Source organism: Mycobacterium sp. MUNTM1 (assembly GCF_054660795.1).
The window spans coordinates 71,652-93,092 of sequence record NZ_BAAGDE010000014.1; the positions used below are offsets into that span (position 1 = coordinate 71,652).

The 21,441-nt window shown below is 61.1% G+C and carries 17 protein-coding genes and 1 pseudogene; 7 read left to right on the plus strand and 11 right to left on the minus strand.

What is annotated here, in order from left to right; all coding sequences use genetic code 11:
- Positions 1-160: 160 nt before the first annotated feature.
- The 5 genes from ACYQ8K_RS10615 to ACYQ8K_RS10635 all read right to left on the minus strand — a co-directional run bounded on the left by ACYQ8K_RS10615 (position 161) and on the right by ACYQ8K_RS10635 (position 6,602).
- On the minus strand, positions 161-1,657 hold the full coding sequence (locus ACYQ8K_RS10615) for an aldehyde dehydrogenase family protein (protein ID WP_459968644.1): 1,497 nt from the start codon (positions 1,655-1,657) through the stop codon (positions 161-163).
- Positions 1,654-2,448: an SDR family NAD(P)-dependent oxidoreductase gene (locus tag ACYQ8K_RS10620; protein ID WP_459968712.1), complete on the minus strand. Its 795-nt coding sequence runs from the start codon at positions 2,446-2,448 to the stop codon at positions 1,654-1,656. Before ACYQ8K_RS10620 ends, ACYQ8K_RS10615 begins: the two co-directional genes overlap by 4 nt.
- A gap of 68 nt (positions 2,449-2,516) precedes the next feature.
- Positions 2,517-3,593: a dihydrodipicolinate reductase gene (locus ACYQ8K_RS10625; protein ID WP_459968646.1), complete on the minus strand. Its 1,077-nt coding sequence runs from the start codon at positions 3,591-3,593 to the stop codon at positions 2,517-2,519.
- 314 nt (positions 3,594-3,907) lie between these two features.
- Complete coding sequence (locus tag ACYQ8K_RS10630; protein WP_459968648.1) at positions 3,908-5,146, minus strand: cytochrome P450; 1,239 nt, start codon at positions 5,144-5,146, stop codon at positions 3,908-3,910.
- A gap of 286 nt (positions 5,147-5,432) precedes the next feature.
- Positions 5,433-6,602 (minus strand): amidohydrolase family protein, encoded by a 1,170-nt coding sequence (locus tag ACYQ8K_RS10635; protein ID WP_459968650.1) that lies wholly within the window; start codon positions 6,600-6,602, stop codon positions 5,433-5,435.
- A gap of 157 nt (positions 6,603-6,759) precedes the next feature.
- Here ACYQ8K_RS10635 and ACYQ8K_RS10640 point away from each other — a divergent pair, with 157 nt between their 5' ends.
- From ACYQ8K_RS10640 to ACYQ8K_RS10655, 4 genes and pseudogenes are all read left to right on the plus strand, one after another.
- Positions 6,760-7,044, plus strand: coding sequence for a TetR/AcrR family transcriptional regulator (locus ACYQ8K_RS10640; RefSeq protein WP_459968651.1), 285 nt, complete (start codon positions 6,760-6,762; stop codon positions 7,042-7,044).
- Positions 6,978-7,915: pseudogene (locus ACYQ8K_RS10645) on the plus strand (acyl-CoA dehydrogenase); the annotation flags it as partial. The gene ACYQ8K_RS10640 and the pseudogene ACYQ8K_RS10645, both read left to right, overlap by 67 nt.
- Positions 7,912-8,901 carry a phosphotransferase family protein gene (locus tag ACYQ8K_RS10650; protein WP_459968653.1) on the plus strand — a complete coding sequence of 330 codons (990 nt, stop codon included), beginning with the start codon at positions 7,912-7,914 and terminating at the stop codon, positions 8,899-8,901. The pseudogene ACYQ8K_RS10645 and the gene ACYQ8K_RS10650, both read left to right, overlap by 4 nt.
- Positions 8,898-9,236, plus strand: coding sequence for a DUF6285 domain-containing protein (locus tag ACYQ8K_RS10655; RefSeq protein WP_459968654.1), 339 nt, complete (start codon positions 8,898-8,900; stop codon positions 9,234-9,236). Before ACYQ8K_RS10650 ends, ACYQ8K_RS10655 begins: the two co-directional genes overlap by 4 nt.
- A 399-nt stretch (positions 9,237-9,635) precedes the next feature.
- On the opposite strand, the gene ACYQ8K_RS10660 is transcribed toward ACYQ8K_RS10655, so the two are convergent.
- A complete protein-coding gene (locus ACYQ8K_RS10660) occupies positions 9,636-10,412 on the minus strand; it encodes an SDR family NAD(P)-dependent oxidoreductase (RefSeq protein ID WP_459968656.1) in 777 nt (258 codons plus the stop codon).
- 140 nt (positions 10,413-10,552) lie between these two features.
- Here ACYQ8K_RS10660 and fabG point away from each other — a divergent pair, with 140 nt between their 5' ends.
- Both fabG and ACYQ8K_RS10670 read left to right on the plus strand, forming a co-directional pair.
- Positions 10,553-11,311 carry a 3-oxoacyl-ACP reductase FabG gene (gene fabG, locus ACYQ8K_RS10665; protein WP_459968658.1) on the plus strand — a complete coding sequence of 253 codons (759 nt, stop codon included), beginning with the start codon at positions 10,553-10,555 and terminating at the stop codon, positions 11,309-11,311.
- Positions 11,312-11,374: 63 nt separating this feature from the next.
- Positions 11,375-12,496 (plus strand): epoxide hydrolase family protein, encoded by a 1,122-nt coding sequence (locus ACYQ8K_RS10670; protein ID WP_459968660.1) that lies wholly within the window; start codon positions 11,375-11,377, stop codon positions 12,494-12,496.
- 48 nt (positions 12,497-12,544) lie between these two features.
- On the opposite strand, the gene ACYQ8K_RS10675 is transcribed toward ACYQ8K_RS10670, so the two are convergent.
- The 5 genes from ACYQ8K_RS10675 to ACYQ8K_RS10695 form a co-directional block, all read right to left on the minus strand.
- Positions 12,545-13,315, minus strand: a complete 771-nt coding sequence (locus tag ACYQ8K_RS10675) for an enoyl-CoA hydratase (RefSeq protein ID WP_459968662.1) — start codon at positions 13,313-13,315, stop codon at positions 12,545-12,547.
- Between the two features lie 1,097 nt (positions 13,316-14,412).
- Positions 14,413-15,603, minus strand: coding sequence for a CaiB/BaiF CoA transferase family protein (locus tag ACYQ8K_RS10680; RefSeq protein ID WP_459968664.1), 1,191 nt, complete (start codon positions 15,601-15,603; stop codon positions 14,413-14,415).
- A gap of 37 nt (positions 15,604-15,640) precedes the next feature.
- Positions 15,641-16,060 (minus strand): Zn-ribbon domain-containing OB-fold protein, encoded by a 420-nt coding sequence (locus tag ACYQ8K_RS10685; RefSeq protein WP_459968666.1) that lies wholly within the window; start codon positions 16,058-16,060, stop codon positions 15,641-15,643.
- Positions 16,057-17,217 carry a thiolase domain-containing protein gene (locus ACYQ8K_RS10690; protein ID WP_459968668.1) on the minus strand — a complete coding sequence of 387 codons (1,161 nt, stop codon included), beginning with the start codon at positions 17,215-17,217 and terminating at the stop codon, positions 16,057-16,059. The genes ACYQ8K_RS10685 and ACYQ8K_RS10690 overlap by 4 nt, the downstream gene beginning before the upstream one ends.
- A 9-nt stretch (positions 17,218-17,226) precedes the next feature.
- The gene (locus tag ACYQ8K_RS10695; RefSeq protein ID WP_459968670.1) at positions 17,227-17,691 is read right to left on the minus strand and encodes a hypothetical protein; all 465 of its coding nucleotides are present in this window, start codon (positions 17,689-17,691) and stop codon (positions 17,227-17,229) included.
- A 197-nt stretch (positions 17,692-17,888) separates the two neighbouring features.
- On the opposite strand from ACYQ8K_RS10695, the gene car reads away from it, so the two are divergent.
- Positions 17,889-21,416, plus strand: a complete 3,528-nt coding sequence (gene car, locus ACYQ8K_RS10700; protein ID WP_459968672.1) for a carboxylic acid reductase — start codon at positions 17,889-17,891, stop codon at positions 21,414-21,416.
- The last annotated feature ends 25 nt before the right edge of the window (positions 21,417-21,441 follow it).

The window sequence follows — 21,441 nt, forward strand, 5'->3', positions numbered from 1 at the left end:
CGGGGCACCTTGGTTTGATGATGAGCGTTCCACAACGCGGTGCCGCTTGGCCGCAGGTAGCGACTGGCAACACCTCTAGGCGACGCTCACCGCGACGGGGGATATTGAACCGACGTGCCGAAATCAGTTGTGTCAGTGTCGTTAGCATCGCTAGGAGCGACTATCCGCTCGCCATCGGCCAGGCAAGCGTCGTGGTTTGGAGAAATTCACTCAGCCCATAACTACCCCACTCCCGGCCGAAACCACTGGCCTTGAATCCGCCGAAGGCAGAGTGTGGACTTAAGCCGGAGTGTCCGCCGTTGATTGATACGTAGCCGACGCGCAATCGGGTTCCGATTGTGTAGGCACGAAACGTATCTCGCGACCACACACCACCTGCTAGGCCGTAGGCGCTGTCGTTGGCGAGGCGGATTGCCTCGTCGTCATTGCTGAACTTGATCACCGCGGTGACGGGTCCAAAGATCTCTTCCCGAGCAACGGACATCGAGTTTTCGACGTCGATGAATACGGCGGGTTCCAGGAAGAACCCCCGATTCGGTTTTTGCGGACGTCTGCCGCCGAAAGCCAACGTGGCGCCCTCGTCAACTCCTTTGGCAATGAGTCGCTCGACTCGCTCACGGTGCTGGTCGCTGATCAGCGGACCCATCATGATCGCTGGATCGTTTGGATCTCCAATGCTGACATCCTTTACCGTGGTCAGCAGTGCTGCGACTAAGTCATCGTAGACCGATTCGTGGACCACGGTGCGGGTCATGAGGGCGCAGCCCTGTCCGCAGTTGACAGTGAGATTCGCCAGTACGTCGGGGACAACTTTCGTCAGGTCCGCATCTTCACAGACGATGTTGGCCGATTTGCCACCAAGTTCCAAAATCAACTTTTTCACAGTCGGAGCCGCTTGAGAATAGATACTTTTACCAACTTCACCGGAGCCGGTGAAGCTGACGATATCGACGGATTCGTGTGCTGTAAGCACTTGTGCGGCGTCGACGTCGCCACAGATCACGTTGAAGACGCCCGGTGGCAGCCCGACTTCGTCTGCGATTTCGGCGAGTAGAAAGCTCGATATCGGAGTGAGAGGTGACGGCTTCAATACGACGGTACAGCCCGCCGCGAGCGCTGCAGCCGACTTGATGGCACCGAGGAAGAAGGGTGCGTTGAACGGAGTGACGAGAACCGCGACGCCATAAGGCTGTTGGCGAACGACTCCCTGTCCAATTCCGCCCGCAGAGATGAATGGCTCTTGGGGCTCTGCGAAGGCAAAAGTAGGCAGCACACGATTAGCCATATCCTCCCAATGGCTGATCGGAGTATCGACAAAAATACTTTCCGCCAGGTAACGCGCTCGACCAGTCTCAGCTATGTCCAGCTCGACCAACTCGCGTTGCCGGCGGCGCATAATTGTTGCCATCGCTCGAAGAACTGAAGCTCGCTCCTGAGGCGTCGTGTGCGGCCAAGGTCCTTCGTCGAATGCTTGGCGTGCGGCCGTGATAGCGAATTCCGCGACGGCCGCATCTGCGGCGGGCACTGCCCCGATCGGTTCTTCTGTCGCGGGATTGATCGCGACGAACATGCTCGATGACCGGGCGCGTGTCCATACGCCACCGATGTAGTGGCGGTCAAAAGTTCGTGAGGCTGCGTCGAGTGATGAGGCGGTCATGGTGAAACGGCTTCCGCTGTGGCCCAACGCGGAATGACCGGTTGATAGCAGAGAGCGCCGCCGTCCACCGTGATTTGACTGCCGGTAACGTATTTTGACTCATCAGAGGCCAGGTATACGGCTGCATACGAGATGTCGGATGGCTGACCGATGTAGGGCAACACGAGCATCCCGTTGATAACCGACATGTACTCATCGTCGGCGAGAAGTTTCTGCATCACCGGACCACCGCTGTTGATGAACCCGACGATGATCGCGTTGGACCGTATGCCTTCCGCTCCGTAATCTACTGCCATCTGGCGGGTGAGCGAGTTAATCGCGCCCTTCGACGTTTGGTACGCGGGCCGACCCTTTAACGACCGTTTGCTGGATGAGGCGGAAATGTTGACGATTGAACCTTTGCCGGCGTTCCGCATATGCGGGATTGCGTACTTGCTCGACCACAGCGCTCCATACAACGCGGATTTGAAGATGTGATCCCAATCCTCGTTGGTGATTTCGTCGACATGGTTATCTGCCCCGCTGAGGGTGACCTCCGTGGCGGCGGCGTTGTTGACGAGGATCGTCAGCGATCCGAAGGCCTCTACGATCACCTCTACCGCCTGCGAGACCGCTGCCTCGTCCCCGTTGTCGGCTTGTATGTAACGGACCGAGAGTCCTTTGGCGCGCAGTTTAGTTTCCAGGCTCGTCCCGCGGCCGGAGTTGCGCCCAGTGAACCCTACCGACGCGCCTTCGGTTGCCATCATCGTGACGATGTCGGCTCCGATGCCTGCCGTGCCCCCGGTGACCATTGCCACCTTACCTTGAAGTCTCATGAGCGCCTTCCAGTTTCGCGGCTTTGATGTTCGGACGTCATCAGCTACTCCGCCTTTCCGTCATGGTGGTCCGTAGTCGACGTGAGGCGCCCACTAGGTGCGGGAAGATCGAGGACGGTTTTGATTCCGGGCTTGGCCGCAACGACCAGGGGCAAGAAATTAACGGCCCGCGCGGCGTTGAGAACACTCACCGGAGCGATCACTCCATCGCGCAGTCCTGGCAGGGAAAAGGTGCACTGTGCGTCTGGTTCACCCCGAAGGTCAACTGTCCAGTTTGGCTCATCGAGGCGTTGACGCCATCCATACGCGAGTCCAAGGCGTACCGTCTGTTCATTCGTCACTTCAAAGAATGCCTGGTCCCCATGGAATGCAGTCCACTTCCATCGAACGCCAGCTGGTGTGCCAGCCTGCACCGTCAGCCCGCTGGGCTTCAGGACGAGATCGTCGGGTGTGTTGGCGTATTCCTTGCTGGTCAACTCAAACTTCGTTAACTTGACCGCTAATCCAGCCGCGACCATCGCTGCTGATTGCTCGACAGCCCACGTCATCTGTGAGTCGGCCGCCGCCGTTTCGGTGGCCGCAGTGTCCGGCGAAACGCCGATCCCAAGCCCTAAAGTGAGTTGTTGCGATGAGGGGTATCCGGCCACGTAGTTGCTTTGACGGGCCCGCAACTGGCGCACATTGGTGGAGAAGCCGCTGACGAACAGCGGAAGCACATCGCTGATGAGACCTGGGATATTGCCTCCCGCAACATAAGTAGTCGTGCCAGCCTCACAAGCCGCTTCGAGGATCTGGTCGTCGGGATTTCCGAGTGGATACCAGCCGCCGTATCCGGAGTACACGTTGGTGCCAGCTTCCAGGAACCGGGCGATCTCGCGCGGATTCCAGACCAGGCCGTGCCAGGTGAGACAGTCGGCTTCGAGTGCAACGAGCTCATCGAGGTCGCGGGTAGCCGCAACTCCGATAGGGCCGATGCCGGCGATCTCTCCGACGTCTCGACCGACTTTCTCGTCAGCGTGCGCAAGCGCGCCAACGATGCGAAAGGTGCTGCTTTGCACAAGCATTCGCACGACGGCGTTACCAACTGCCCCGGTATGACCGATAACTACGTCTACTGGCATCGGACGGCTCCCTTGCAACTACCCAGTTGCCGGTGTTGAAATGTGCAGGCAATGGGGTGCATTGCCTGCAATTACTTTTCGGACTTCTGAACACCCTTCGAACCGCTGGCTGCAGACTGCGAGTCGCAGAGGATGACGCGCCGATGCTAGGGGTCCGCGAGCCATTTCGACTGACCCTCCCGAGTGCGCCGACCTCCGGCCATTCTTGCAATGCAGCCGACCACCGGATACAAGATCTCGCATCGATTGCTCGGTATTAGTAGATATGCTCTAGCACTTGATATTTGGAGTTCATCGCGGGGCCCTCGAAGATCTTACGAGTCAGGCGGCGGATCGCTCGTGCGCCTGGGTCCGGGCGTGAACGCAATCGGTAGCTTCCGCACGGCGTGGACCTCGCCCGCGTCGGCGAACAATACGGGCTCCCCGTTCAATTTGAAGTCGGGCAGCCGCGTCAGCACTGCTGCCATCATCTCCTGGAACATCATCTTGGCAAGGTGGGATCCCAGGCATCTATGCACGCCGACGCCAAAACTCATGTGGCGCTTCATGTTCTTCCGATCGAGGTCGATATTGTCCGGCTCGGAGAAAACCGCGGGATCACGGTTCGCCGCTGCCCACATCAGTATGATGCGATCGCCGGTGCTCAGGCGGGCTCCGTGAAAGTTGACTTCGCGGGCAACGGTCCGAGCCAAGCCGACCACCGGTGAGGAATGCCGCAGGAACTCATCGGTGACACTGGCAAGCAGGCTCGGATTATCGATCAACCGCTGGCGTACGTCTGGATGGTCAGCCAGATACAGAAGGCAGTTGCCGGTAAGTCCACTAGTGGTGTCCATACCGCCCAGCAGTATTTGAATCGTGTACATGAGGATTTCGCTATCTTCCAGCGGCCGGTCATCGATCGTCCCCTTGAGAATTGCGCCGAACATGTCGTTGCCCAGATCGCTCGCTCCGCGACGCCGGACCAACTCCGTCTGGATGCCATCGAACAGTTCGGCAGTGGCAGCGAGGGCCCTATCTTCATCGTTCGTGCGATCGTGCACAAAGGCATGGATGAGATCCACCGTCCTCGCTACGTGCGAATCGTCAAACCCTAGGAGGTGCAAGATGGTTCGAGCAGGCAGCGGTGTGGTCAGTTGCCCGACAATGTCGCATTCACCTTCTTCAATGAAGTCGTCGATGTAAGCCGCGACCGCGTCGCGGGTGCGGGGACGCAACCGCTCGGCGGCTTGAGGAGAGAAATGCTTGATGGTGACCTGTCGGAGTTTCCCAGTAAGCGGAGGATCGGACTCGAGGGGGATAATCGGGTAAGGAGCAGTACTGTTGGGTACCCCGGACCACGGGAACGAGTTGAAAGTGTCGTAGTCGCGTGCAGCCTCGAACACTGAAGCGTAATCAACAAGAGACCAGAACCCGCCGTATTGGTCGGAGTGGATAACTGGGCAGACCGCTCGCATGGCCGAAAATGTTCCGTGCACGGCATCGCGAAACCGCGACGAATGGTGGTCGAAATCAGCGAACAGCTCGTCTTTGGACTTGGCGATGTCGGTCAAGAATCTCTCCTTGAGATTTGTTGGGAAACAATCGATTTGACGATGAGGTAAGCTTCGCGATCCGCAGGCGTCTGCCGCCGGCACGCCGCGCCCGTTGACCAGGCAAAGTTGGACATCGCGCTACCGCACACACCGCTGGCCCTGAACTTCTCCTGGCGGTGCCCACATGAAAGTACCTACTGTCCGGATCGTGCCTAGGCTGCCGTCGCTCATGAACATGTCGGCTTTAATCTCCCCTGATTGCCTTGACCAAAAACACCCTAATGAAAACCGGAGATTGGCTGGTTTACGAAGTCCTGGGAAAATTAAGCATCCGTCTTGCATTATCTTCGGCAATTAGCTGGGCTTCGTCATCGGGCACGTCCGCGAGGAACTCTGCGGCCCGTTTGCGACTGTTAGGCCAGTTCGTATCCGAGTGCGGATAATCAATCTCGAGGGTAATCCTGTTCACTCCCACGGCATAGCGATTTGCCAGCCCATGCTCATCGTCGATGAAGCACCCCCAAAAGTGTCGCCGGAACAACTCGCTCGGTGGTGTGTTGCGATCGACGTCCTGGTAGTGCCGGTGTCCCCTCCACGACTTATCCGCGCGCTCGAGTAGATACGGAATCCACCCGATACCCCCTTCGGAAAGAGAAAACTGAAGTTGAGGGAAACGTTGTAGGGCCCCGGAGAAGATCAGCTCGATGGATGTCCACATCAGGTTGCTTGCGAAGAGGGTGATCGGCACAAGAAAAGGCGCGCTGTCTAGCACCATGTCGTTGCCGGGGCTGCTCGTGGAATAAGCGAAGCCTGGCACGAACGTCCCCGAGCCAAAGTGCAGCGAGACTGGTACGGATGCTTCGGAGCAAATCTGCCATAACGGATCCCAGTGCCGCGTAAAAAACGTTGGCAGACCTAAGGGAGTTGGGCTGTCGGGAAATGATAAGCTTCGCGCGCCTTTTGCAATCACCCGTCGCGCTTCTTCGGCGGTGGCGTCGATATCCCAGAAGGGGAGGATCGCCAAAGGGACGAACCGCTTTGGGGCCGACGCACACCACTCGTCGATATGAAAATCGTTCCATGCCTTGACACAGCTCAGAGCCAAATCCTTATCTTTGCTCTTGAAGAACACACTTCCCGCGAAGCCCGGAAAGGAGGGGAAACACAGAGCGGACTGAACGCCGTCAAGGTCCATGTCGGCTACTCGAGCGACAGGGTCGTAACAGCCGGGGATCATGTCCTCGTAGCGAATGGGATCGACTCCCCACTGTTCCGGTGGTTTGCCTGCCACAGCGTTAAGCCCGATGGTAGGCGACATATTGCCTTCATAGGTCCACATATGATTGTCGTTGACCTCGACTATCCGAGGGGCTTGCTCTCTAAATTTCGCCGGGACCCTGTCTTGCCACACTCTCGGGTGTTCGATGAGGTGGTCATCCACGGAGACGATCTGATGGTGTTCTTGCAGCGGCACAATCACTCCTCCAGGACAGTCCGGAATTGGGGTCGCGATGGATCTCCTGCGACGCTTCGATGTGACCGGACTCTGCCAGAGCACTAATTGTGACCTCAAGCACCGTTTAGTATCCTGAACAGATGTTCAAAAGCGTCCGGCATGGGGTGGCAGGACAGTGAAGCAAATCGACGAACGTGACTTGACCAGGAAGGCCCGGATAAGAGCGACCGCGATGCGGCTCATCGCGCGCGACGGTCCGCAGTCACTGACTATTCGCGAAACCGCGAGAACGGCCGGCGTGTCACCAGCACTCGTCATACACCATTTCGGGTCGAAAGAGGGCCTTATGCGCGCAGTGTCGGATTGGCTTCTCGGCGAGCTGACGGACAACGTCAGGGCCTTGGCCTGCACAACGACCTGCAGAACGAGTCGTCGATCGTCGGGAATTTCCCGCAAGTGATCATGATGGAGCGCTTCGGGACCGAGGAGCAGCGCAAGCTCTGGTCCGAAGCGCTGATCACCGGGAACGGTCCATGGCGTTCGGCCTGACCGAACCGCAGCACGGCTCGGACGCGACGTGGCTGGAGACCAGCGCCCAACCCGACGGCGACGGCTGGGTGATCAACGGCTCCAAGCGGTTCAACACCGGAGTGCACCGCGCCACGCACGACCTGATCTTCGCCCGCACCTCCGGTGAAGCGGGCCAGGCCCGCGGCATCACCGCGTTCCTGGTGCCCACCGACACCCCGGGCTTCAACGTCCCCTACTACTGGTGGACGTTCAACATGCCGACCGACCACGGCGAAGTCGAGTTGACCGATGTGCGCGTGCCCGCCGACGCGGTGCTCGGCGAGGTGGACCGCGGCCTCGAGGTCGCGCAGACGTTCCTGCACGAGAACCGAATCCGGCAGGCCGCAAGCAGTCTCGGCGCCGCCCAGTACTGCATCGACCGGGCCGCCGAGTATGCCGGCAAGCGGACCGTTTTCGGTAAGCCGCTGTCGGTCAACCAGGCCGTGCAGTGGCCGCTGGCCGAACTGCAGACCGAGGCCCAGATGGTGCGGCTGCTGGTGCAATACGCGGCCTGGCACCTGGACCGCAACCACCACATGGAGGTCTCGGACAAGGTGTCGATGGCGAACTATCGCGCCAACCGGCTGGTCTGCGACGCCGCGGACCGGGCCATGCAGATCTACGGCGGTCTCGGTTACAGCCGGCACGAACAGTTCGAGCACATCTACCGCCACCACCGTCGCTACCGGATCACCGAGGGCGCCGAAGAGATCCAGATTCGCCGGGTGGCGCAGCGGCTGTTCAAGTTTGGCAAGCAGTGAGTGCCGATCAGGAGTTGGCTCCGAAATTGAGCACGGTGCTGGCGCCGATCCTGGGCACCGGCACCACGATCGAGAACCTGCGCGCGCTGACCGGCGGCGCCAGCCGCACCACGTGGGCCTTCGAAGCCGTCACCGGCGATCAACGCCAGCCGCTGATCCTGCGCATCGGGCCACCCGACGACGTGCACGCCGGCATGGAGCTCGAGGCCCGCGCCCAGGCGGCGGCCGCAGCCGCGGGCGCGCCCGTCCCCCACGTCCTGGTCGCCCACGATTCGCCTGCGGCACTGGGCAATCCGTTCCTGATCTGCGATGAGATCAAGGGCGAGACCATCGTTCGGCGGATCCAGCGTCAGCTCGACGCGGCCCGTGGGCAGGCGGCGCGCGCCGGGCTGCTGCGACAGTGTGCCCAGGCCCTGGCCGCCATCCACCGGGCCGACCCGCAACTTCCCGGTCTGGCCCACGAGGACCAACTGACGCAGTGGCGCGAACGGCTCGACGCCATGGACGACACCACCGCCACCTTCGAATGGGCGTTTCGCTGGCTGGACGCCCACCGGCCCGCGCCGTCGGCGCAGGTTCTGGTGCACGGCGATTACCGGATGGGAAACCTGATCGTCGACGGGGCCGACCTTGCCGCCGTCCTGGATTGGGAGCTGGTCCACCTCGGCGAGGTGTACGACGACCTGGCCTGGTTCTGCATCCGGGCCTGGCGGTTCGGTGCGCCGGCCAGCCTGGGCGCCGGCGGCCTGGGCAGCATCGAGCGTTTCCTGCGCGATTACGAGGAGGCCGGCGCCACTAGCGTCGATCGGGTGGCGTTTCACTGGTGGCTGGTGCTGGCCACGCTGCGCTGGGGCGTCATCTGCCGCTACCAGGCGGAGCGGCACCTCAGCGGCCAGAACCGCTCGGTGGAGTTGGCGACCATCGGCCGTCGCGTCGCCGAGACCGAATGGGACCTGCTCAATCTGCTCGAGGAGACCCGCCCATGATCGGCGCGTACGGTCGCCCGCTGGCCGCCGAACTCGTCGCCGCCGTCGCCGAATTCCTGGAGACCGACGTCCGGGAGGCGACCAGCGGGCAGGTCAACTTCCACGCCAGAGTCGCCGCCAACGCGCTGCGCATCGTCGAGCGCGAACTGCTCGACGAAAGCGAGGCGGAATCCCACGCCGCACTGGCCGGCCTGGGCCTGCCCGACGAGCAGGCGCTGGCCGCCGCGATACGGGCGGGCGAGTTGGACGGGCGCGCCGATGACGTCATCGCCGGCCTGCGCACACTGGTCCGACGTCGGTTGACCGTCGCCCACCCCGGATACGACACCGAATAGCCCGGCAACCACGACAGGAGACAGCGTTATTTCCGCTAATGAGCCGAGACCTCGCCTGCTCGAGTTATCTGACAATGATCGCACCCGTGTAAACGGCTGTTCTACGCATTCTGCACATTCCGGCCTGCACCCGAGATTCCGAAGGAACACGTGAAGAAACCCTATTTACGTTTTTCGACGCGGTCTCGTTGATCGTCCCGGCCGCCTTTCCGTCTTCACGAGCCAGCGCGAGCGCCGCGCACATTCGGGTATTTCAGTGATTTTCGGCAACCTGTCGATCTTGTGGATTGAAGAACTTCCCTTGCTTTGCCGATGAGGTTGGCCTCTCTGTCGGCCACCGGCGCGGCATTGCCCGAAATCGATCTGGTTCCAGGCAAGGTCATGCCGGAGCCGCAGTGATCACGACACGTGCCAACCGGTGTCCGCCGCGATTTTAGCGCCGTTGACCAGCACGGCGCTGTCCGTGCACAGCCATACGACGATCTCAGCGATCTCCTCGGGGCGGCTGAGCCTGCCGATGGGTTGCGCCTTTTCGATCTGATGCATCGTCGTCTCGTCGACATGGAGACGTGCCCGCTCGATGATGCCGGTGTCGACGTTGCCGGGTGACACCGCATTGACCCTAATGTTGCGGCTGATGCACTGCAGCGCGGCCACGGTCGTCAACCCCACGACGCCGTGCTTGCTGGCCGTATAGCCGAGGTCTGCCACGTTGCCTTTGTACGTCGACTCGGAGGCGACGTTGATGATCGCCCCGCCGCCGCGCTCGGCGATCACGGGGATCTCGTATTTCATCGACAAGAAGACACCGGTCAGATTGGTTCGGATGACGTCTTCCCAGGCCTCCTCGGGATAGTCCTCAAAACGTTTGGCGGGCATGACGATTCCCGCGTTGTTGTGTGCGAAGTCGAGGCCCCCGTACGTCCTGCGCACAACGTCGACCATTTCCTGCGCTCCCTGAGGCGTTCCGACATTCACGTGGGCGAAGGCCGCCGCCCCGCCCGCACTCTCGATCATGCGTACGGTGTCCGATCCGGTGACGGAATCGACGTCGGCGACGACGACCGCGGCACCCGATTCAGCGAACCTCAGCGCCGTTGCCCTGCCCATTCCGTATCCGCCGCCGGTGACAAGGGCGACCTTCCCCGTCAGGTTGATCGATACACCGTGCACCATCTCCGTTCTCCGTTCTCTGGTTTGTGTAGGTAGTGGGCATCCCTTAAAAATTCAAATGGATTATATGTTTAACTGATAATTCCAGCCCATACTTGTTACACGGCCGAACCGAACAATCGGCGCCGGAAAGGGAGGATTCGATGAAAACTGCAACTCGCACCGCCATCGTCACCGGTGCCGCGCGGGGTATCGGCGCCGCGATCGCCCAGCGGCTCGCGTCGGAGGGCACCGCGGTTGCAGTGCTCGACCTGGAAGAGCGGGCGACCGAGAGCACTGTCGGCGCGATCCGCTCTGCAGGTGGCTCCGCGATCGGCGTCGGCGCTGACGTCTCCGACGCCGACGACGTCGCTTACGCGGTCGCCCATGCCGCCGAACAGCTGGGTCGGCCGACCATCCTCATTAACAATGCCGGGATCACGCGCGACAATCTCCTGTTCAAGATGACGGACTCCGATTGGGATTCCGTAGTCGGAGTGCACCTCCGCGGATCGTTCCTGATGGCCCGCGCGGTGCAGAAGCACATGGTCGACGAAGGCTGGGGGCGCATCGTCAACCTGTCCAGTACGGCGGCGCTCGGCAATCGCGGACAGACGAACTACTCAACGGCCAAGGCCGGAATCCAAGGCATGACCAAGACGCTCGCCATAGAACTGGGTAAGTTCGGCATCACCGCCAACTGCGTAGCGCCGGGCTTCATCATCAGCGACATGACCCGCGGGACCGCGGAGCGCGTCGGCGAGGAGTGGGACATGTACCTCGCGGCCCGCATTAAGGCGATCCCGGTCAACCGTGCCGGAGTGCCGGAGGACATCGCTGAGGCGGTCTCGTTCTTCGTCAGCGAGGGGGCCAGCTTCATTTCCGGCCAGGTGCTCTACGTCGCGGGCGGCCCCAAGGCTTAGCCGGCCTCGAAGCAGTGTGCCCTTGGCACGACCAGCGAGCACGACACTGGAGGGAGAGCCGCGGTGGCCGTTAAGCCGTTCCGGGTGAGCATCACCGAAGCCGAGATCGAGGACCTTCGTGAACGGCTGCGGCGGACGCGGTGGCCCGAGCCCGAAACGGTCGGCGACTGGTCACAGGGTCTGCCTCTTACGTACGCGCAGGAGCTCTGTCGCAGCTGGGCCGAAGACTACGACTTCGGCTTCGCCGATCGAGTCAACGTCTTCCCGCAGTACCGCGAGACGGTCGACGGGCTCGGCATCCACTTCCTGCACGTCCGTTCGCCGGAGCCGGACGCCCTGCCGTTGGTGTTGACGCACGGATGGCCAGGTTCGGTGCTTGAGTTCCTCGAAATTCTGCGACCACTGAGCGATCCGCGCGCCCACGGCGGGAATCCGGCAGACGCCTTTCACGTCGTCGCGCCGTCGTTACCGGGGTACGGGTGGAGTGACAAGCCGTCGACGACAGGCTGGAGCGTCGAACGCACCGCCCGTGCCTGGGACATGTTGATGACGTCGCTGGGTTACGAGCAGTACGGAGCCCAAGGCGGGGACTGGGGTTCTGCGGTGTCCACCGCCTTGGGCGCGGTCGCACCGGAGCGGGTGGTGGGACTGCACCTCAACATGGCGACCGCGCCGGCGAGCGCACCGACTGACCCGACACCCGCCGAGCTCGCGAACATGGAGGCTCAGAAGGTATTTCAGCGCACCGAGCAAGGTTACTCGGCGCAGCAGGCGACGCGGCCGCAGACACTCGGTTACGGCCTCACCGACTCCCCGGCCGGCCAGGCCGCCTGGATCGCGGAGAAGTTTTGGGCCTGGACGGACAACGACGGGCACCCGGAAGACGCCGTGTCGCGGCAGCAGATCATTGACGAGGTCTCTGTCTACTGGTTCACCGCGTCGGCCACATCGTCGGCGCGACTGTACTGGGAGGGCTACGCCGGAGTCCGGGACGAAGTCACCGTACCGTGCGGTCTGTCCGTCTACCCGCGCGACATCTACCGAGCGTCACGACGGCAGGCCGAGCAGCGGTTCACCGACCTCCGCTGGTTCGAGGAGCTTTCGCGTGGTGGCCATTTCGCCGCACTCGAACAGCCGGAATCACTGGTGGAACAGGTGCGCGGATTCTTCCGCCTCGTCCGGTGACCGACGAACGGTAATCGACCGCCGGTGCCGTGGACGGACGCCCGATTGTCAGCTGCGGGTGCGACCCGAACGGCGCTGGGCAGCAGCCAATCGAGCGGCGAACTCGGGGGATTCGATGGACCTCGACTGCGGGACGATCTCGATGTCGACGGCGAGCGCGTGTTGTTCGAGGTCCACCATGCCGGGGTTCGCGGTGGCACGCATCGAGGCCTTGGTTGCCAGCACGACGTCACGTGGAGCGGAGGCGGGGCCTGCGGCCAGGGCGCGAGCTCCAGCGACGGCGTCATCTGCAACCTCGAGTGCCAGGCCGTATTTGACCGCCGTCTCGGCGTCGAACCGCATACCGAACAGCAGGGACGCGCGGGCCGCTTGGGGGCCGACGGCGCGTTGCAGCATCCAGGTAGCACCACCGCCGGGGTGGATGCCCAGCTTCTGGAAGCGGGGGTCGAAGAGCGCGTGGGGTCCGACGATGCGGACGTCGGCGGCAAGCGCCAGGTTTAGTCCGGCCCCAACTGCAGCGCCGTTCACCGCGGCGATGGTCGGCAGTGTGCACTGTGCGACGGCGAGGAAGCCGTCGTAGATCACGCGCAGTCCGCCTTCGGTCGCGGCCCCGAGAGCGGTGAGGTCGGCGCCGGCGCAGAACGCCTTACCCGCGCCGGTCACGATGACGGCGTGCACGTTGGGGTCAGCCTCGGCGGCGGACACCGCCGCGCGCAAACAAGCGGACATCTCGGCGGTGACGGCGTTGCGGCGCCCGGGGTCGTTGACGGTGATGAGCGCGACGTGGTCGTCGACGTTCATGAGAACGAGATCGGTCACACTCCAAGCCTAGTGATCGCCCTGCGAGCTTCGATGGCCGGATGGCAATATCGCTATATGTATTTCTCTTTAGAACAGACTTGCTCGAGATCGGCTCGTCGACATCGCCCACCAAGATGTCAGCACGCGCCGTGGCCGACGCTGAGAAGTTCGTCGATCGATGTCAGCTGCGCCCGTGGTCTACCGTGCAGCTCGCCTGCACCGCGCTCGTGCGCGTCGATCAGCGGAGTGCGCCGGCCAAGCCGCCGCTGGTGACGCCAGTTGCCACGTCGCCAATCACGAGACACTGGACCAAGTTGTGGTCCGGGTAGGTCGCCGCATGCGCAACGTCAGATGACATCGCAGCTCGCCACGACCTCGACGACACCGCCCAGCACAGCCTCGTCGGCGCCGTTGAGCCTGCGCTTCATCTATCTTGGCCTAATCACCGAAACCGCCCGACACGCCGGCGCGCAGACACCCTCGCCGAGCAGATCCGGGCAACCCGGACGACCTTAGACACACCTAAACTCAGCGGACAAACCCGCTCCTCACCGTTGGTATATGCACGTATCGAATACGCAGGCAGCCAGCAACATTGGATTTTCCTGGGATGCAACGCTTTCAGTCATCTGATCATCGCCGTCCGATTCGGCTGATTCTTACAAGAATGCAACGCACGAGCTGATGATGAGCCTAATAGGCCACCTATCCAGTACGCGCCGGCCCCGTCCCGGCTACAACGCTTCAATACTCGACGATAGCGACGGCTTCGTGGAATCGTTTGCGTCCAACACATCCTTGAAAAGCAGCGGCGGCTTAAGGTGGCCGCGGTTCGCTTCTACCGAGGGTTGACACTACGATACCTGCCTATCTCGCAGAACGCGTTCTGCAGCTCAATCAAGAGGTTAGGGAACTAGAGCCTGCGTAATGCCGAGATACGCACCCACCCCGAGGTTTTGGCCAAAAGGTTGTTCGCGCCCGTGACCTTACTGATAGGTCAAAGGCGACGACGAATCCTAAAGCACCCGCGTTGGCGACGGCTGCAAGTAGTTCGGCGGTGCCGGCCGCACAGGATCAGGTGCTCGATCCCGAAGCAGCGATGAAAGCCGTCGCGATCACGGAGTTTCTTTCTCTTTAGTGTCATGGCGGCTTTGGTCGTCTTGGTCGCTGTCGGCGCCGAGGACAGGCGCAGGGGCTACGTCGACGCAAGCCGTCCTTGAGAAGGTGACCGGCATTCGAGCTTGGCGTAACGACCCCGCAACAGGATGCTTCACTGTTTCGAATAACGCTGCAGCCCTGAGATGTTCATTGTCGAACAGTCGTGGAACGGTCAGCACAGGCATCACCGGTATCCCGGACTCTTTCAGTGCCACCAACCACTCTCCGGTAGGACGTGACCTCAGCTCCTGGGCAAGGAATGCATACAGTGAATCGATATTTCGCGTACGCGCATCGATGTCGCAATAGCGCGGGTCCTCAGACATCTGTTCGGCTCCGACGACTTTGAAAAATGCCCGCCAATGCGCGTCGGTGTTAGGCATGACAGCGATCGTGCCATCGGCGGTCTCGAAGGGCTTACGATGCGGTGAATTGATACGTGCGTAGCCTGGTTCTCCGCGCGGAGGCGAGAAAACCCAATCTCCCTGGGCTTCGGTCAATACGAACGAGGTCATACATTCGAACATTGGCACCTCGATCGCTTGACCGCCCGCGCCATGATCGCGTGCATACAAGGCAGCACAGACCGAGCTGAGCGCAAAGAGTGCACATACTTTGTCCGCGATCGGGGCGCGGACATATTCTGGCTTTCCGCCAGGGCCGCCTTGCACGGCTGCCATTCCGCTGGCGGCTTGAATGATGTCGTCATATGCGGGGAGATCACGGTAGGGTCCGTTCGAACCGAATCCCTGTACTGCACAATAGATCATCCGGTCGTTGACTCCTAGCAGGGAGTCATAATCAATGCGCAGACGTCGCGCGGTCGCTGGCGGCTTGTTGTGGAGCAGGACGTCGCATTGGGCTACGTAGTCAAGAAAGGCCTGATACTGGTCTGATTGACGAAGGTCGAGGACAACGCTGCTCTTTCCACGATTGAGGTTTAAGTAGATGGGACCTAGCTTGTCACCATCACGTTCGCCGATGCTGCGGGTGATATCGCCACCAGGTTGTTCGATCTTGATAACCTCCGCGCCGAGCTGTGCCATGAGTTGCGTTGCATAAGGCCCCATCAGCGTCGTCGAACAGTCGATGACTCGGATGCCACGCAGCGGTCCGTTACCGCCAATTCGTCCGAACCGCTGCGTCATTGCGCGCGCCTGTCGTCGCGGATAAGCATCTGCAAGCTCACAAGGCAGTCCGCGCTGGCCGGAAACGGGGAAGGGCCTGGCCGCTTTCAGCCTTATGAAAGACCACTTCGACGGGAACCCCGATCGCGATCTCGTCGATATCGCAGTCGACGAGATTCGTCATCATTCGCGGTCCCTCGTCGAGCTCTACATAGGCGACCACGTACGGTGTACATGCGCGGTAGTCCCCTATTCCGCGCCGCACGACGGTGTAGCTGTACACCGTTCCCTTACCACTTACCGCACGCCATGTGAGCTCCATCGCGGAGCAGTGACCGCAGATAGCTCGTGGATACCAGATGTAGCGATGGCAATGGTCGCACTGTGGTAGGACCAAGCGGCCTTCGTTGGCACCGGACCACATCGGCGCTGTCTCTGGCGTGATGATCGGCTCGGGGGTCGGGAGCGATGCGGTCACGCGTCCTCCCGCCCGAGGATGACTGTCGCGCTGCCCATTCGGCTCCCCAATAGCCCACCCGTGCCATGCGCCAGGGCGATCTCACAGTCGCGAACCTGGACGGCGGGATGTGCTTCATTGCGCAACTGGCGCACGGCCTCGATGATTTTGGTCATACCTCCGCGATTTCCGGGATGGTTGTTGCACAGCCCTCCGCCGTCGGTGTTGAACGGTATGGCGCCGTCAGGCGCGCGCAGTGCTCCCGAGCCAACGAAAGGCCCACCGTCGCCCTTCGCGCAGAAACCGAGGTCTTCGATTGTCTCGACCACGGTGATGGTGAACGAGTCGTATATCGAGGCGTAGTCGATGTCGGCTGCGGTGACACCGGCCTCAGCGTATGCACGAGCACCCGACCAGACGGCCCCGCTGTAGGTCAAGTCGACGGCCCCACCGCATGGATGCTTGATGGCCTCTCCCTGGCCCATGATCCTGATACAGTGCCGCGGCAGCTCCTTGGCCACGGCGGCAGAGACTACGACGAGTGCGCCGCCGCCGTCGGTGATCACGCAACAGTCGTCCCGATGCAAGGGATCACTGACCATCGGCGAGGCGAGCACCTGATCAACCGTTGTCTCGTTGCGCAAGAAAGCATGCGGATTATGTTTTGCGTGCTGCGAGGCAGTCACCTTCACCATGGCCAGCTGTTCGTTGGTGGTGCCAAACTCGTACATATGGCGCTTCGCCGCCAACGCATACGAGACCACGTTCGGCGTTCCGTAAATATCCTCGAATGAATACTCCGGCGCATCGGGCCAGAACCGGAATCCGCCCTCCGCAATCTGGCGCGGACGGCCTGCCAGAGTGATCAGGGCGACGTCGCACTTGCCCGCTGCGATTGCCGAAGCTGCATGTCCCAAATACACCATGTAGGAGGAACCGCCGGTCTCCGTCGTGTCGACATAGCTGGGATTAAGGCCAAGGTAATCGACCATTGAGAGGGCCCCGAAACCAGGAGCGTTTGTCCCGCAGAGATATCCATCGACATCCGCGAGCGTCAGGCCGGCGTCGGCGAGCGCGCCGAGCGCGACTTCGGCGTGTATCTGGCTGAGAGAGGTGTCGGGAAGCACCCGCGCCGGGTGCTCATAGGCACCAGCGATAAAGACGCGTGTTGATGTCATGGTCAACCCCTAGTCTCGCAGGACCGAACGATCAGCCAGCAGCGCGCTTCGGCGGCGGCGGCTGTAGGCCAGCTTCAACGCCATGCCACGCCTCAGCCACTTCTGAAGGCCGTATTCCCAGGTGAGCTCAATTCCGCCATGGCACTGCAGAGCAGCAGAATTCGAATCGCTTTCGGCGATCGTCGCATTGTTGCGCGCCAGCAGCGCAGCGTCTTCGACGTCGGGTGGCTTACGTACGACATCGTTTGCTGCTTCGGCGATCGCCGAAGCAGAGGTGTACCGCGATGCGGCGCAACCGTGGGTACGCAGAAACTTCTCCCGGCGCAAGCGCTGCTCCAACCCTTCGTAGTTCTGAATGGGCCAATACGGTCCCGTCGGAGCCTTTACACGCAGCCGCCCACTGACTTCCGCACACAACAACCCGAGGTCTGTTCGCGAGTGCCGACTCGCACTCATGTACTTGACCACCTCCATTCCCTTCGCATCACATGCGGAGCATCCCCCGCAGCGGCGCACACCGATATCACCGTTGTGCGCCGACTTTAGCATCTATATATTTGTATGTATAACTATACGTGGGTAGGTGCCCTACCCGAGGTGACCGGCGTCGGCGAATTCATCGAATCTGATGCCGCCCATTACTGTTTCACGAAGGGGCTAGGAGAGGTCTCATGACTGCTGGAAGCGTCAAGTCGCACATGGAGCAGCGCATTGCCCATCTTCTCGAAACCGATTCCCAGTTTGCCGCGGCGAGACCGATCGATACGGTCACCGCTGCCATCGATAAGCCGGGCCTGGGCTTGGCCGCAATCATCGAGACGGTGATGAGCGGTTACGCAGAGCGACCCGCATTGGGGCAGAGGACATTTAGCATTGCCGTCGACCCCGCGACCGGACGACGCGTTGCGCAGTTGGGGAATGATTTCGAAACCGTTTCGTATGGCGAGTTGTGGCGACGGGTTAACGCAGTCGCCAGCGGTCTTAGCGACGATGTAAAGATGCCAGACGCCTGCGTCTGCGTGCTGGGCTTCACGAGCGTTGACTACACGACGGTGGACCTGGCACTGGCTGTGCTGGGCGTAGTCGCTGTACCGTTGCAAAGTGGAGCGCCGGTCGACCTGCTTCGCCCGATCGTCGCCGAGACTAACCCGTCGGTGATCGTCTGCGACGTCCAGAACCTAGCAGCGGCTGCTGAGTTGGCCGCTGCAGGGCACGACGCGCGTCGGATCGTCATCATTAACTATCACCCCATCGTTGATGACCATCGGGATTCTTATGACGAAGCCATTTTGATGTTGCGCCGAGCAGGCAGTCCCGCAGCCATCGAACCACTCGTCGATCTCATCGAGCGTGGCAATGTCCTGCCCGCCAAAGATGTGCCGTGCGAAGGCAAGCCTGATCAGTTGAGCCTGCTGGTCTATACCTCTGGCAGCACCGGAGCGCCAAAAGGGGCGATGTTCCCCGAGCGTCTTGTCGCAGACCTTTGGCGGCCCTCGAAGCGAGGCGCGCAAGGAGATCGCGCACAGGTACCCGTGATCACCCTGAATTTCTTTCCGATGAGTCACTTGGCAGGCAGAATAAACCTCTACGGTACATTGGCTGCCGGTGGTACAGCGTATTTCACTGCGCGCAGCGACCTTTCAACATTCCTCGACGATCTCGCGATCACGCGTCCCACCCGGTTCGCGTTTGTGCCGCGCATCTGGGAGATGCTGGCCCAGCACTTCCAAGCTGAACTCCATCGGCGGACCTCAGGCTCACTCGACACTGACGCGTTGAAGACACAGCTGCTCGACGAGCACCGGCAACGACTGCTCGGGGGCCGGTTTTTGGTCGCGTCGTGCGGCTCCGCACCTCTATCCGCAGAGCTGAAGGAATTCGCCGAGACCCTGCTGGAGATGCCTGTAATTGAAGGATACGGATCGACCGAGGTATTGGGAGGGATCACCATCGGTGGCCGCGTCCAACGGCCGCCGGTAATCGATTACAAATTGGTCGATGTTCCCGAGCTCGGCTACTACCGGACCGATCGACCTCATCCTCGAGGTGAATTGCTGGTCAAATCCGAAAGTATATTCGGCGGCTACTACAGGCGGCCCGAGGTCACGGCGGCGGTGTTTGACTCCGACGGCTTTTATCGCACCGGCGACATCGTTGCCGAAACGGGCCCCGATGAGGTCGCATACCTCGACCGGCGCAACAACGTCGTCAAACTCGCGCAAGGTGAGTTTGTCACTATCTCCAAACTCGAGGCGATTTTTGGCGCAAGCCCGCAGATTCACCAAATCTACGTCTATGGCAATAGTGCGCGGGCTTACCTCTTGGCCGTGGTCGTGCCCGGCCAAGAGGTGGTCACCGTCGCTGGCGGCGACACAGCGATAGTGAGGTTAGTGATCAGTGAGGCACTGCAGAAGGCTGGGCGCGTTGCCGGATTGCAATCGTATGAAATACCACGGGATTTCATCATCGACTACAACCCATTTACCCTGGACAATGGTTTGCTCACGGGAATCGGCAAGCTGGCTCGCCCCAAATTGCAACAACACTACGGGGCGGACCTCGAGCAGCTCTATATAGCGCATGCGGAGGGCCAAGCCGAGCAGCTTCGCACGCTACGTCAGCACGGCGCTGACGGCCCGGTGCCATTGACGATCGGCCGCGCAGTCGCCGCGGTTCTCGGTTTGACGCATGCCGATCTGGCTCCTGATACTCACTTCACCGACCTCGGCGGAGATTCACTGTCGGCATTGACGCTCGCAAATCTCCTGCAGGAGATTTATGACATGGACGTGCCTGTAAGCGTGATCGTCAGTCCCGCAAGTGATTTACAACACCTCGCTGACTTCATCGGTAAGTCTCAGAGGGGCGGTGCCGACCGTCCGAGCTTCGCCGCTGTGCACGGTCACCATCCCGTCGAAGTGTCCGCCGGCGACCTCGACCTCGAGAAATTCATTAGCGAAGGGGAATTGGCAACAGCTGCGTCGCTGCCGGCACCGGGCGGCGAAGTGCGCAATGTGCTACTGACCGGAGCTACCGGGTTCCTGGGACGGTTCTTGGCACTCGAGTGGCTACACCGCCTGTCCTCGGTCGAAGGCAAGCTGACTTGCTTGGTCCGAGCGAAAGACGACGACGGCGCCAGGGCGCGACTAGACAGTGTTTACAACATCGGCAGCCCCTCAGTGCGTCGTCGGTACCACGAACTGGCGAACCGCCACCTGGAAGTCATCGCCGCAGACAAGGGCGAACCGAGGCTGGGTGTCGATGACGCGACTTGGCACCAGCTGGCCGAATCCGTTGACCTAATTGTGGATCCCGCAGCACTGGTCAATCATGTCCTGCCGTACGATCAGATGTTCGGCCCCAATGTGGTGGGCACTGCCGAACTGATCCGTTTAGCGTTAAGCAGCAGGATTAAGCCCTATGTCTATGTTTCGACTGCTGGGATAGGAGTCGGACTGTCTCCGGCAGAATTCAATGAGGACAACGACATCCGTGTGGCCGTTCCCCGTCGCATGATCGATGACACCTACGCTAATGGCTACGTAACGAGTAAGTGGGCCGGAGAAGTGTTGCTGCGCAACGCCAACGAGAAGTGCGGATTGCCGGTCAGCGTCTTTCGCAGCGGCATGATCATGGCCGATGCCATGCATACTGGACAATTGAATGTGCCAGACTTGTTTACGCGCTTGATTTTGAGTGTGGTGGCAACTGGGATCGCGCCCTACTCTTTCTACGAGCTCGACGATGCCGGCAAGCGGCGCCATGCCCACTTCGACGGTTTGCCCGTCGATTTCATCGCCGAAGCAATCTGCAGTCTCAGCAACCTTGGCACCGGCGAGTTCAGCACCTATCACGTCGCCAACCCGCATCGGGACGGGGTGGGGCTGGATACCTACGTCGATTGGCTCATCGATGCCGGCGTTGCGATCAACCGCATCCAGTCTTATAGCAACTGGCTGCAGCGCTTCGAGGGCGCACTCCGCGCCCTTCCCGACAACCAGCGGCGCAACTCCGTCTTGCCGTTGATCCACAACTACTATCACCCTCAAGTCCCCCAACAAGGGCCGCTCGTATCGGCTAATCGCTTCCAGGCTGCAGTTCAAGCACAAAAGATCGGACCGGACAACGACATTCCGCACGTGTCACCGGCAATCATTGCTAACTACCTCGACAGCCTCAAACAGCTCGGATTACTGTAGGCCCGTCCCACGCTCGTGGCCAATG